Here is a 12,501-nt window from a genome sequence, read left to right as displayed (position 1 = left end):
CCCACATCCCAACAACTCAAACCACGTCGAAAAAACACCACTCAACAAAGCGGACCGGTGGATTCAGGCTAAGTTGCACTTTGCGCGCGAGGTTGTGGGCATGCCGCTCGACGAACCGATAGAAAAGCCACGAGGCAGCTATAGCTACGGGAATCGAAACCGCAATCGACCAACGTGCGTCGTGGAAGAAGAACGCACCCGCGATGATTATCGGCTCGTGGATCAGGTAGAGGGCGAATGAGACGCGTCCCAACCACAGAAAGGGGGCGCGGGTTAGAACCCATTTTGCTGGTCGCCAAAAAGCGGCGCTCAAGATGACGAGCGTTACGCCGAGCAATGCAACGGGACCCGCGACTGACCGTAGCCATGATCCGTGAGTTACAGGCAAGACAAGCCAGTATCCGATCGTTAGCAAGAGTCCGCCCATCATCGCTGCAGCCCACATCGCGTTGGCGAATCGCCTGGCGGACCACCGGCTGGCTGCCGCGTCGACGAGGTCCCAGCGAGACCCGAGAGCTGTGCCGATCGCGAACATCGGCAAGTACATCAAGACGGGGAGTTGGAGCATGAAGCCGAGGAGAGTGAGCGCCAGACCAGCCGCGAGTTGCATCGTGAAGCGAAGCCGCTGCGCTGCGAACAGATAAGCGGGGAGAAGAAGCGAGAAGAGCACTTCCCACTGGAGCGACCACAGCGGGCTGACTGTTCGCGAGACGCCGCTCAGAAGGAGCATGTCCTGCACGAGAGTGGTCGGAGTGAAACCTCGGGGCCGGGACTGGAGCCAAGCGCTGGGGTCGTTCCCCGATCGCGGAACGAGCGCGATGAGGGCAGCGGCCAGGATCACCGCGGCTATCACTGGCAGATAGAGGCGCAATAGTCGGCTCGGAAAATACGCCGCCCAGGAGAACCCATTCCTCAGCGCTGGCAGCGCGAGAACTATGCCTGAGAGTACAAAGAACAAGTAGACGGCTTCCGTACCTGCCCACGCAAGGTGCAGCGGAGTGTACACAAGGAGCCGGGCAATCGACCCACTAACGGGTTCTTCCGAATAATACGGTTGAGCCAACTGGGGAACAGTGAGGAGGGCGTGGTGCATGACCACCACGGCGGCGGATGCGCCACGTAGACCGTCCAACGAGGAAAGCCGCGGCGAAGCCGGTGCCGACACTTGGACTGCGTGCAACTTCGTCACCCGACCCCTTTCCCAAAATCACTTAATAGTCGAAGAGCAATCGAAGCCGAGAGCGTGAGAGAGTCAGTGCCTGAGGCGATCCAATGTTTCCGCGAAGTTGGACAGTTGCGCCGTTGCATAACGCTCCAAAGCTCGGTCGGTACGACGCCGTGCCTGGCTGGGTGCGTCGATCTCTCCTCCATAGATCTCCTGAAGTATCGCGGCGATGGCCGACGGCGTGCCGCCGGTCGACTCCTGGAGCAGGTCGCCCGCCAGAGGCCTCAGCTTTCTGAGGGCCTCGCTCTTCTGAGTGACGACTACGGCACCCGCAGCCAGGCCCTGCCACACTTTGTTTGCTATTACGCTTAGCGCCTTGGGGCTTGACCCGAAGATTCCGAGCACTACATGGTGTTGCCGGATAATTCCGAGTAAATCGTTTTCGCCGACCGGTTCCACAAACGTGAAAACGTCACTCAGCCCCAGATTCTCAACCAACTGTTCCGCTTCGGCGCGGTCGCGCCCACCACCGACCAGGGTAAGCCGCACGTCCAGTTCCTCGGGAAGGAGACCGATTGCGCGGATCACATTCGGCAACCCGTGAAGCGGTATGTAGTTGCCGTAATACAGAATCCGTAGCGGGCTGTTCGCGTGCCGCACGGCAACAGCGGTGTGATCCGGTCGAGCCCAGTCTGGTGCGCCTACCGGGATTGCGATAGGCAGAGCCTTCGCGCCCAATTCTGTCTGAAGCATGCGCGCTCGCATTTCGGTATCTGTGATGAGCAGGTCGGCAACCTTCACGGCGAACCGATCGATTGCTTGCCACACGCGCGCGGATGGTGAGCCTGCCCTCTCCGGCGCATAGTCGAGAATTCGGGTCTCGTGAAGTCCCACGAACCAGTCGACCACGAGCAAAGCCCGACTCTTGCGAGCCACCAGCCACGCGATCCACGCATACTGCAGAGAGAACTCCGCCAAGATTACGACATCGACATCCGCGGTGTTTCGGAAGAGAACGCCGGCAAGATGAAAAGCATTGCGAGCATATCCGCGACTTGCGTCGATAGCCTCGACGACGAGTTCGTAACCCGCCTCATTCGCGAGATAACTCCGTATCCGACGGTTTCGCGGATACGACTCGTCCGTCACGGCGAAGTAGATCGCCTTTCTCATCGCTGCTTCCCGTCGCTCAAATCAAAGATGTCTGGTTCGGGTTGCAGCTTTTGCAGGCTCTTGTTGAGCACGAAGAGTTGCACAGCAAGAACCACGCATTCCGCGGCCAGTTCACCCAGCAAGGCGCCCTCCGCCTTGAAGATCGAACCGAGGGCCAGGATGAGCGTGAGACCGGTCACAGCGCCTGCGATGGCACTGATCGCGATCCAGCCCACCCGGTCCAAGTTGACGAGCCCGAGGCCACCTGTCGCTCGGGAAGTGCACACGACGAGCACCAGAGCCCCGCCCGTGAGAGCCAGCAGAGGCGTCACCTCGACAGATCCGGTGAAGACTACCTGCGACGCCCACGGGGCCAAAAACGCGTAGCTTGTACCTGCGGCGACACCGAGCGCCAAGTTCAGGAGTATCGCTCCGAGAATCCGGTCTCGACGGCTCCGCGGAGAGAGCGTGGCGCCCAACCAACCCTGCAAGCTATTTGGAACACTTTGCAGCACGGCGAGAGTCATCCTCATTAGGCGCTCTGCCGCCGAGAACTGCGCAACGACACCGGGTGCGACGATCGCCACCAGTACGGTCGGAAGCGCCATGTACAGGGCACTGACCGCCCGTCCGCTCAATGCATTGCCCTGCGCACGAATGGTCGGCCAGATCTCAGCAAGCGCAATTCTCGGGTGTTCGTGTGGGATGCGGCGAATTGACCGCCAGGCAAGGAGGGGCGCCCCGAGGGAGACCAGAAGCGAGAATAGCGGGCTAATCCACAGTGGTGCGCCAAAGAGGAGAAGAACCGAGCTGGCGACCACGGCGACGACTCGTGGGAGGGAGTCCACGAGCAATATCTTGGTCGGCTGACCTGTGCCGAGAAAGTACCAGTTTGGGGATACTCCAACGGCAGCGGCACTGAGGGTTGCCAGGATAGCCACGTCCGAATAGGGGGCCCCGGGGATGAGCGGCACCAACAACAACACCGGGAGGCACGCGACGAAGACGACCGATCGGGTGATAAGTGCCAAAAGAAACAAGCGGGGACGATCGTCAGACTTAGTGCGGGCGGCAAGTTGAGGGCCTGTGAGCCCCCAGCCCAATTCCACCAGAACGGCCAGGCCGGCTCCCAAAGAGAGACCTACTGCGACGGATGCCCACCCCCTGCTACCAAACATGAGGGTGATTGCTGGGATCGACAGGAGAGGGGTGGCGGCGCCGATCATCGGTATCGAAGCAAACGCGGCGAATTTGCGAATTCTGCGCCAGGTGGGTCTCATCGTGCTTTAGAGAATCGTGATGTCAGCGAACTGAATCGAATGCCCGGATTCTCGAGTGACCTCTCCGTCCCATAACCGTAGGCCAGAGCGACGACGAACAAGGTGGCACTCAGTCGCCAGCTCAGCGCATCGTAAGCGAAGAATCCAAGGACGATGAAGACGATCAAAAGTCGGGAGAGCTGATTCCCGCGTCTCAATCCCAGCGCAATGGCGGCAATCAATAACAACAAGCCGATCAATCCCACACTCGCGATCGTACGCACGAATTCTTCGTCGAATACGTCGATTCCTGCCACGCCGTGAACAACTCCGGATCGAATGAGGACACCCATGGATTGATAGCCTCTGCCGAACAGGAAGTCTGCGGCGTTGCGTTTCAGCAGGTTAGCCGCGGTCTCGAGGATTCCCAGCCGATGCAGGACCGAATCAGAAGTCAACAGCGCTCGATCGCCGGATGTGAGCACAACTACCAGAGTGGTCACGGCACCAACGACGATCACCGCGAGGACCGGGATCAGGATCCTGAGCCGATGGCGCAGGGCAAGGAGTGCCCAGAGGGCAATCGCGGCGCCGACGCCGAGAAGTGCCGATCGAGTGCCGCTAAGGAGCATCCCGACGAAAGCCAGTGCGGCTGCCGAGTACAGGAGCGCGGATTTCCGGCGCACGGCGAACCAGAGACAGACGATCAAGGCGAAGCCCAGCAGCACGCCGTAGGGGATCGGCTGGGAGGTGGATCCCATCGCCCGACCCGCGAGAAACGGAACAATCGAGTTCACTCTGTTAGCGATAACGTCCGTGCCGTTGGCTCGCGGCCACATTGCCTTGAGGCCCAAGAACTCCTCCGCTAGTCCCAGGAGCACTTCGAACACGATGACGATGGCCAACAACGGAAGCAGGAAGTTCGTGTGGCGCTTTGCCGCTCCAACCACGGCGACCGCGAGCAGCGAAAGTAGCGCTCCGGTACCGAGGTTGAGCAGCACGAGCTTGATCGGGGAGCCGACAGACCCCACGGTTGCGCACCACAGCGTGAAGAAAATCAGCACAAGAGGCAGGGGGGCTTGTTTCAACGTCCTCCAGTCTCGAAGTAGGCCGAACGCGAGAACGAGAATCGCTCCCACAACAGCGGCGACTGCGACCGGCGCGGAGGTCGCGAATGAGGGCACCATTATCGCCATCACCAGAGCGGTCGTAACTGAAGCCCAGAGCGCGCACTCTAGCTTCACCTTCCAGACCACGATTAGACCAGCAAGGAAGATTATTGATGGCACCGCGACGGCGAGATATTTCAATGTTCTACGCCCTCGTCTTCACAGCGGCGAAAGCTTGGCCATATTGATCAGAGACCGATTCGGCAGGCGCGTTTATCGACACCGGATGCACCGGCAGACCCGTGGCGACGGCTTCCGTCATCGCCGTCGCCCACGCGGCAGCGCTCAGGTGATCATCGACCAGCGCACCGCGACCGCCGTAGATGTCGAACACCTCCGGTAGTCCGCCGGTGCGCGATGCGAGCAGGGGAGTGCCGCTGAGAAGCGCCTCTGCTGCGGTGCGACCGAACGGCTCCGCCCACTGCGTCGGCACGATCGCGCAGTCGACGTCGGCGTAGAACTCGGCCGGGACGACGGTGCCCACGAAGGACAGGCGCGGATCTCTCACGGCAGCAGCACGCAGGCGCGCCAGGTCGTCGTCGGTTCCGCTTCCCGCGATGCGAACGCGGATCTCTCGGCCGCCGATTCTTTCGGGGAGCAACGAAAGCGCGTCGACGATTCGCCAGGTGCCCTTGTCGTCACCCACGCGGCCGAGCACCCCGAAAGTAAATTCGCCGGAGGCGGGGCGCGGCGATCGCGGCTGCTGCAGCGCCGAGAGGTTCGGGTCGTTGTAGATCGTCTGCGACCTCTCGCCGGCACGGATCGTGCCATACCCCCGGTGTCGCTCGATGATGTCGTCGCTCACGCCGACAAAGAGATCCGGCCGACGCCGTGAAAGCCGAAATGGCGCCTTGCTCACGCGGCAGGGCAGATGAGTCGGGCTGCAGGGCGCCCCGTTACGCCAGTGCGTGCTCGCCATGCAGGAGAGATAGAAGTCCCGTGTCGTGTGCACAAGGGGAACCCGGCCGGCGGCACGCCACCCGAGCCATCCGAATCCCGCAAGATTGTTGGCGTGGATCACGTCGGGAGCGAACTCGCGGAACTCCCGCTTCAGAAACCGATAGGTGGCAAGGCGCGCAACCTCCTGCACGTGCCAGCGCAGCTTGCCGAGCCGGGTGGCGTTCTTCCCCTCGGTGGAGAATGGCCGGAAGGCAACAGACGGGAATCTGCGCACCTGCACGCCGCCGTCCAGTTCGAGTCGACCGTCGCCGTTCTCGGGGCCGAGGCAGAGCACCCTCACCTCGTTGCCGGCCGCCACCAGACCCTTGGCGAGCTCCTGCACGGAGCGTTCGGCGCCCCCGATGACGTTCGGTGGATACGAGGTCGAGACGATAGCGATCCTCATCCGGCGATCACGCCCGTGATGATCTGCGCGGTGCGCGCCCAGGTGTACCGCTTCACGTTTTCCAGGCCACTCTCGATCACGGTCTCCCGCATCCCGGGAATATTCTGCAACTCGGCGACGAGTCGCGCGACGGCCTCGGGATGGTCGGGGTCGAACATGAGCGCCGATCCCTGCGTGATCTCGGGAAGCGACGACCGGTCGGCACAGATCACCGGGCATCCGCGTCCCTGCGCCTCGACGACGGGAAGCCCGAACCCCTCATATAGCGAGGGGAAGACGAGCGCCGTGGCGTTGTCGATGAGCCAGCAGACCTCCGCATCGGAGAGGCGTCCCGCCACGAGCAGATTGGCCGGGGCCTCGGAGAGCCCTGACGCCGCGCCGAACACCTGCGACTTTCCGGCCGCGCCGACAACGACGACGTTCGTGCCGGCGATGCTGAGGGCGTGCGTGGTCGGAAGCAGGTTCTTGCGAGCCGCGAGCGTGCCGATGCAGAGCACGTAGTCGCTCGGCAGGTCGAGTCGGGGCCGCTCGGGAATCGCCCGCGTCGCGTGGTCGGCACCGCAGGGCGCGACGGTAAGGCGGGATCGGGGCACACGCACGACCTCGGCGATCTCGTCCGCGCTGAATTCGGAGATGGTGAACACGTGCCGTGCTGTCCTCGACAGCACCCGGTAGAGCACCGTGTACCAGGCGACGAAACCGCGACTGAAGGTGCGCGGATACCGGAAGACGCTCGCGTCGAACAGCACGACGGATTGGTTGCGACGAATCAGCGGGGCGGGCCCGCTGAGGTTGAGGAGGTGGGTGCCCAGCGTCGTCAACGGGAGCGCGATCTGTTCGAAGAACATTCCCGTTGCGCGCGAGCGGATCACCTTCGCGCTGGCCGCCCAGTCGGGCAGAACCGCATCGGCTGGGACCCGGAGTTCCACATCCATGTCTCCTGCCGCGACGAGCTCACGAGTGACCTCTGCGGCGTAGCGCTCGGTGCCCGTCAATTCCTTGGCCATCCACCGACAGTTCACCGCTACCCTGGTGCGCCTGTTCCCGATCAACACAGTCCCCACAGTCCCCTCACCCGGTGCCGATGCACTCCTAAGCTGGGGAAATCTCAAATAACGACGTTGTCACGAGCGTGTGCCGGTGTCAACTTTGTCCCAATCTTCGCACAGCGGGTCAGGGAGGCTAGAACGCTGGGTCTGCGGCGCGGCTTGGCCGGCACCGCCGTCTGATTGACTGTCTGAAGCTGCGCCAGGTCGGCCGCCGGAACGTATGGAGCAATACATGAAGATCTCGGTCATCGGATGCGGGTATCTCGGAGCGGTGCACGCGGCGGCGATGGCCAAGCTCGGGCACGATGTGGTGGGCATTGACGTGGACGCCGGGAAAATCGCGCAGCTCTCCGATGGCCGACCACCGTTCTTCGAGCCCGGTCTGCCCGAGATCCTCAGCTCTGCACTGGCATCCGGCCGTCTGCGCTTCAGCACCGACATCGCCGAGGTTGCGGGTTCGCGCGTGCATTTTGTCGCCGTCGGCACGCCACAGCGCGACGGGAGCAACGCAGCGGACATGACGTACGTCGACTCCGCCGTCGACGCCCTCCTGCCCCATCTCGCTCCCGGCGACATCGTGGTGGGCAAGAGCACGGTGCCGGTCGGGTCCGCGGCACGCCTCGCCGGCGTGATCGACGAATCCGGAAGCGGAGCGGTGCTCGCCTGGAACCCCGAGTTCCTGCGCGAAGGTTTCGCGGTGCTCGACACCATGTCGCCGGACCGCCTGGTCTACGGCGTCGCCTCCGGCGACGACACCGCGGTCGCTGCGTTGAACGAGGTGTACGCCACCGCGATCGCAGCGGGCACGCCGGTCGTCGTCACCGACTTTGCGACGGCCGAACTTGTCAAGGTGGCGGCCAACGCCTTTCTCGCCACCAAGATCTCATTCATCAACGCCATGGCCGAGATCGCCGAGGTCACCGGAGCCGACGTCACCCAGCTTGCCGACGCACTCGGCTTCGACAACCGCATCGGCCGTCGCTTTCTGAACGCGGGCGTGGGGTTCGGCGGCGGATGCCTGCCCAAGGACATTCGCGCCTTCACCGCGCGCGCGGAGGAGCTCGGCCGCGGTGAGTCCGTCGCGTTCCTGAAGGAGGTAGATCAGATCAACCTGAGGCGGCGCCAGAGAGTCGTCGATCTCACGGTGCACGCCCTCGGCTCGGTGGTGAACGAGAAGAAGGTGGCGGTGCTCGGCCTCGCCTTCAAGCCGCATTCCGACGACGTTCGCGACTCACCGGCCCTCGATGTCGCCGTGCAGTTGCGTGGGCTCGGGGCCAACGTCATCGCGACGGATCCGCAGGCCATCGAGAACTCACGGGCACGGCACCCTCAAATCGCCTACTCCGCCGATATCGCGGAAACGCTGAGGGATGCGGATGCCGTGGTGCTCGTCACCGAGTGGCCGGAGTTCGCCGGCATCGACCCCGTGTGGGCTGCGGGCCTGGTGCGCAACCCTACGATCATCGACGGACGGAACAAGCTCGACGCCGCCGCCTGGCGTGCGGCGGGCTGGACCTACCATGGGCTGGGTCGCCCGTAGGGCTACTCTTCGACGGGCGGCGGCGGCCCTGCCGCGGCAAACGCCTTGCGCCAACTCAGCTCCCGGGCCGCCTTCACGCAACAGACCACGAAGGTGAGCCAGCCGAACTCCACGAGCAGGGAGCTCTCGGCGAGCCCGGTGGTGAGCAGTACCACCAGCACGAGGGCCGGCCAGGCGTAGACGAAGCTGCGCTGGCGGGAGGCGAGCAGCCAGGAACGGATGAAGGTGAGCCCCACGAGGCCGACGAAGGCGAACAGGCCGATCAGGCCGAGCTGGAACCACACGTCGAGGTAGGCGTTCAGGCCGGAGGTGGGGATGCGGTCGAAGTAGTTGGGAAACACCTGGAACGGGGGAACGTCCTGGCGCCAGTGGCCCACCCAGCCCCAGCCCTCGAGCTCGTGCGCCGGGATGAGCACGCGCATGGGCCGCCACAGCGCCAGCCGCTTGTTGAGCTCGTTGCTCGCGCTGAGGGCGTTGATGATGGGCGTGCGGGCCGCCCAGGCGACGGCGGCCACGGTGATGGTGGCGGCGAGCAGGCCGATCTGCCAGAACCGCTTGCTCTCGGCGGGCACCCGGCGCAGCCCGAAGAGCGCGAGGGCGGCCACCAGCACGATGATGAAGCTGCCGAACGCGATCGGCGATCGGGTGAGCAGCAGCAGGAGTCCGGCGAGCACGAGAGACCCGATCGAGACCCCCCGGCGCACGGACTGCGTGCGCAGCTCGGTGCCGAAGGTGACGATCGCGATGAGGGCGATCACGCCGAGCTGGTTGCGGGTGCCGAAGATGCCCTGGATGGGCCCGAACTCGGCGAGGTTGCCCTGGACGCCCAGAAAGTTGATCGGGGCGTCGATGAGCACGCCCGAGAAGATCTCGAGCACGAACGAGAGCACGAGGGCCACCCGCAGCACGTCGCCGAACGCCCGCGCGATCTGGATGGTGTCGCGGTTGAGCGCGATGTAGATGCCGAGCATGGTCGTGGCGCCGAGGTAGACCACGCTGCCGAAGGTGGCCCACTGGTACTGGCTCCAGAACACCGAGATGGCCGCCCAGCCCACGAAGACGAGCAGGGAGATGGGCAGGATGCCGTGCCACTCGATTCCCTCGCGTCTGGCCACGAACGACAGCGAGGCGAACAGCACCTGCACGGCGAGGATGCCGATCAGCCCCGCCCAGCCGATGAGCTGCTGCAGGAAGAGGGCGCCCAGCTCGCTGCCGATGATCGTGAGGGTGAGCGCGGCGGCGAACCGCGGCGAGCCGAAGAAGTTCTTGCCGGCGGCGAGAATCTGGTGGGGTGGGGGAACCTGCGTCATGCTGTCTCGCGTTCCGCGATCGACGGCTCGGCCGCCAGCGGGGTCAGCTTGGTCTTGACCGCCCAGATCACCAGCAGCATCCAGCCGCCCTCGAGCAGGATGCGGCTCTCGGCCACGCTCTGCACGAGCTGCGCCGTGAGCATGAGGATCGGCAGCAGAGCAACCCAGGTGAGCCGGCCCGGTTCGCCCGGCTTGGTGATGACGCCGTCGGTGGCCATGATCCACGAGCGCAGCAGGGTGGTGAGCACGAGGGCCGCGAACACCACGAGTCCCACGATGCCCACCTGCAGCCACACGTCGAGCCACGCGTTGTGCGCGTGCGCGACCGCGACCCCGCCGCGCCTGATGAGTCCCTTGAAGGGGGCGATCCACGGGATCCAGTAGCTCAACCAGCCCCAGCCGAAGGCCGGTCGTTCGGTGGCCAGGCCGATCACCTTGTCCCAGATGCCCTGCCGGCCGGTGAGGGTGTCGCTCTTGCCCAGCACGCTGAGGATGGGGTTGCGCAGCAGGAAGCCCACCGCGGCGAGCACCAGCACGCCGGCCCCGACTCCCGCGTAGGCGAGCCGGCGGGACCTGGCCCGGCGCACCACGAGAACCGCCACGGCCACGACGGCCACGACGAGCACTCCCACGAGGATGGTGGCGGATCGGGTGAGGCCGATGGTGAGCACGGCCACGCCGACCCAGAACCAGCCCCATCCACGCCCCACCCGACGCGAGGCGAGCTGGATCGAGAACACGATGAGTCCAAGCAGGGCCGCCATGCCCAGCAGGCTCGAGTTGCCGAGGATGCCCTGGATCTTGCCGCTCACGAAGAGCAGGTTGCGGGACCAGTAGAGCAGCGCCGCCGGGTGCGCCTCCGGGGCCACCCAGATCGGGTAGATCGGGTGCCGGATGAACGCCGACACGACGAACTCGAACAGGAACGACAGGCCGAGGATGGCGCGGAACACCCAGCCGAGCACCGTGAGCAGCTGCGTCCAGCTGAGGGTGATCACGATCGAGACGGCGGCGGCCGTGGTCACGAGCTGCACGGTCGCGCCGAGCGCGCTGTACAGCGGGTAGAACGACCAGGCGACGGAGGCCGTGGTCACCAGCAGGAACGCCAGAAGCGTGTACGGCAGGCCGCTGAGGCGGAGCTTCGCACGATTGCGCACCAGGAGCACGATCGAGATCGCCACGATCACCGCGACGATCGCCCCGTAGCCGTACCAGGAGAGGGAGTTGCGCCAGAAGTCGCCGGCGAGCCCGGTGAACAGCACGAAGCCGGCGAACCCGAGACGGAATCCGCGACTATCGAGTATCTCCATCCCCACAGGCTATTCGCTGGAGGGCTGACAGTACGCCCGGGCGCGGCCTCGCGGCGGATTGTCCGGCCGCGTTCTGCCGGGCAGCAGGGGCGACACCTGCCGGCAGGGTGCGAGCCGTCCTCAGCTCGGATGGCTGGGGCGCTTGGTACGCTCGTGCTCTCGAAGAGAGGATGACGGACAACTATGTCGGGTGAACCGCCGAAGAGTCGCGTGCGGGTCGGGCTGGCCGCAATCGCGCTTGCCAGTTGCCTCGCCATTGTGTTGACGTTGACGATGTGGCCGGTGCCCGTGGACCAGGGGTACGGGGGAGCGATCGCAAAGATGCTCGCGGTGCTTCACCGCAACGGTGTTCCCGAGTGGTTCGGCTACAACAAGCTCGAATTCTCGGCCAACGTCGTGATGTTCGTGCCGATCGGTTTTCTTGTCGCCCTGATTCTTCCGATGCGCGCGTGGTGGTTGGCCCTCATCGTCTGTCCGCTGTTCTCCGTGGCGATCGAGCTCACACAGGGCGCGTTCCTGTCTGCGCGGTTTGCCACGGTCAGCGATGTGGTGTCGAACTCGATCGGGGCGGTCGTGGGCGTGCTGATCGCCGTCACCCTGCGCGCTCTCGTCTACACCCGGGATCAGAAGGTCGTCGCCCGAGTGCTGTGGGAGCGCGAGGTTTCGGGGGCGCACTCCGCCTCCCGTGCGGGCAGCCTGCACTAGGTCAGCCTGAGGTGCCCACCACGGCCGGAGAAGATACCTCGCCGGCCACGAAGCAGCGCAGGGGAGGGGACTCGCTCGACTGTTTCACGGTCACCTGGAGCCGGGCGTTGTGTGGCGCGGTCGCGGGGTCCACGGCGATGATCGCGGACGCGTCGAAGCTCTCGTCGAGTCCCTGGCCCGGGTGGGCCCGCCTCAGCGCCGCGACGCACAGGTCCCAGACCTGTCGGGCGCTGTAGCCGTCGACCGTCGCGGCATCCGGGTCCTGGCTCTTGAGCGGCAGCTGGCCGGTGTCCAGCGGCCGCGGCGTGAGCGAGGACGGGGCGCCGCGCGGCGTCGTGCTCTCGGAGGGCCCGCCACCGGACGGACCGTTTGCGGTGATGGGCGCGCACGCCGCGAGGGCGACGCTCGCGAGCACCGCGAAGGCGAATCCGATTCGCTTCCTCACGCCTCCATGGTACGACCGTCGCGGGCCGATGGACGGGCCGCGGCGGCCTGCC

General features: G+C 64.9%; 11 protein-coding genes. 2 read left to right on the top strand and 9 right to left on the bottom strand.

The window, feature by feature from the left end:
* Positions 1-16: 16 nt before the first annotated feature.
* The 6 genes from ACHZD8_RS07360 to ACHZD8_RS07335 all read right to left on the bottom strand — a co-directional run bounded on the left by ACHZD8_RS07360 (position 17) and on the right by ACHZD8_RS07335 (position 7,097).
* Entirely contained in the window at positions 17-1,165 is a 1,149-nt protein-coding gene (locus tag ACHZD8_RS07360; RefSeq protein ID WP_394769553.1) for an acyltransferase family protein, read from the bottom strand.
* A gap of 87 nt (positions 1,166-1,252) precedes the next feature.
* Positions 1,253-2,338, bottom strand: a complete 1,086-nt coding sequence (locus tag ACHZD8_RS07355; protein ID WP_394769551.1) for a glycosyltransferase — start codon at positions 2,336-2,338, stop codon at positions 1,253-1,255.
* Positions 2,335-3,357: a hypothetical protein gene (locus tag ACHZD8_RS07350; protein ID WP_394769550.1), complete on the bottom strand. Its 1,023-nt coding sequence runs from the start codon at positions 3,355-3,357 to the stop codon at positions 2,335-2,337. Before ACHZD8_RS07350 ends, ACHZD8_RS07355 begins: the two co-directional genes overlap by 4 nt.
* A 236-nt stretch (positions 3,358-3,593) precedes the next feature.
* Positions 3,594-4,886 carry an O-antigen ligase family protein gene (locus tag ACHZD8_RS07345; protein WP_394769548.1) on the bottom strand — a complete coding sequence of 431 codons (1,293 nt, stop codon included), beginning with the start codon at positions 4,884-4,886 and terminating at the stop codon, positions 3,594-3,596.
* A 4-nt stretch (positions 4,887-4,890) separates the two neighbouring features.
* Entirely contained in the window at positions 4,891-6,090 is a 1,200-nt protein-coding gene (locus tag ACHZD8_RS07340; RefSeq protein ID WP_394769547.1) for a glycosyltransferase, read from the bottom strand.
* A complete protein-coding gene (locus ACHZD8_RS07335; RefSeq protein ID WP_394769545.1) occupies positions 6,087-7,097 on the bottom strand; it encodes a glycosyltransferase family 4 protein in 1,011 nt (336 codons plus the stop codon). The genes ACHZD8_RS07340 and ACHZD8_RS07335 overlap by 4 nt, the downstream gene beginning before the upstream one ends.
* A gap of 274 nt (positions 7,098-7,371) precedes the next feature.
* On the opposite strand from ACHZD8_RS07335, the gene ACHZD8_RS07330 reads away from it, so the two are divergent.
* Positions 7,372-8,679, top strand: a complete 1,308-nt coding sequence (locus ACHZD8_RS07330) for a UDP-glucose dehydrogenase family protein (RefSeq protein ID WP_394769543.1) — start codon at positions 7,372-7,374, stop codon at positions 8,677-8,679.
* A 2-nt stretch (positions 8,680-8,681) separates the two neighbouring features.
* Here the strand turns inward: ACHZD8_RS07330 and ACHZD8_RS07325 are convergent, their stop codons facing one another.
* Entirely contained in the window at positions 8,682-9,989 is a 1,308-nt protein-coding gene (locus ACHZD8_RS07325) for an O-antigen ligase family protein (RefSeq protein ID WP_394769541.1), read from the bottom strand.
* Positions 9,986-11,299 (bottom strand): O-antigen ligase family protein, encoded by a 1,314-nt coding sequence (locus tag ACHZD8_RS07320; RefSeq protein WP_394769540.1) that lies wholly within the window; start codon positions 11,297-11,299, stop codon positions 9,986-9,988. The genes ACHZD8_RS07325 and ACHZD8_RS07320 overlap by 4 nt, the downstream gene beginning before the upstream one ends.
* A 183-nt stretch (positions 11,300-11,482) precedes the next feature.
* Between ACHZD8_RS07320 and ACHZD8_RS07315 the strand changes: the two genes are divergently transcribed.
* Positions 11,483-12,004, top strand: a complete 522-nt coding sequence (locus tag ACHZD8_RS07315) for a VanZ family protein (protein ID WP_394769539.1) — start codon at positions 11,483-11,485, stop codon at positions 12,002-12,004.
* A 1-nt stretch (position 12,005) separates the two neighbouring features.
* Here the strand turns inward: ACHZD8_RS07315 and ACHZD8_RS07310 are convergent, their stop codons facing one another.
* Positions 12,006-12,449, bottom strand: a complete 444-nt coding sequence (locus tag ACHZD8_RS07310) for a hypothetical protein (RefSeq protein ID WP_394769538.1) — start codon at positions 12,447-12,449, stop codon at positions 12,006-12,008.
* Positions 12,450-12,501 lie beyond the last annotated feature (52 nt).

Origin of the sequence: Lacisediminihabitans sp., from assembly GCF_043726815.1 — a bacterium.
Taxonomy (GTDB): Bacteria; Actinomycetota; Actinomycetes; order Actinomycetales; family Microbacteriaceae; genus Lacisediminihabitans.
The sequence above is the reverse complement of the archived record's forward strand: the minus strand, read 5'-3'. Positions and strand labels throughout refer to the sequence as shown.

What these genes read in the sequence shown, in the direction of transcription:
- ACHZD8_RS07355 (WP_394769551.1), bottom strand. Translation starts at nt 2,338, where the DNA reads ATGAGAAAGGCGATCTACTTCGCCGTGACGGACGAGTCGTATCCGCGA.
- ACHZD8_RS07340 (WP_394769547.1), bottom strand. Translation starts at nt 6,090, where the DNA reads ATGAGGATCGCTATCGTCTCGACCTCGTATCCACCGAACGTCATCGGG.
- ACHZD8_RS07335 (WP_394769545.1), bottom strand. Translation starts at nt 7,097, where the DNA reads ATGGCCAAGGAATTGACGGGCACCGAGCGCTACGCCGCAGAGGTCACT.
- ACHZD8_RS07330 (WP_394769543.1), top strand. Translation starts at nt 7,372, where the DNA reads ATGAAGATCTCGGTCATCGGATGCGGGTATCTCGGAGCGGTGCACGCG.
- ACHZD8_RS07325 (WP_394769541.1), bottom strand. Translation starts at nt 9,989, where the DNA reads ATGACGCAGGTTCCCCCACCCCACCAGATTCTCGCCGCCGGCAAGAAC.
- ACHZD8_RS07320 (WP_394769540.1), bottom strand. Translation starts at nt 11,299, where the DNA reads ATGGAGATACTCGATAGTCGCGGATTCCGTCTCGGGTTCGCCGGCTTC.
- ACHZD8_RS07315 (WP_394769539.1), top strand. Translation starts at nt 11,483, where the DNA reads ATGTCGGGTGAACCGCCGAAGAGTCGCGTGCGGGTCGGGCTGGCCGCA.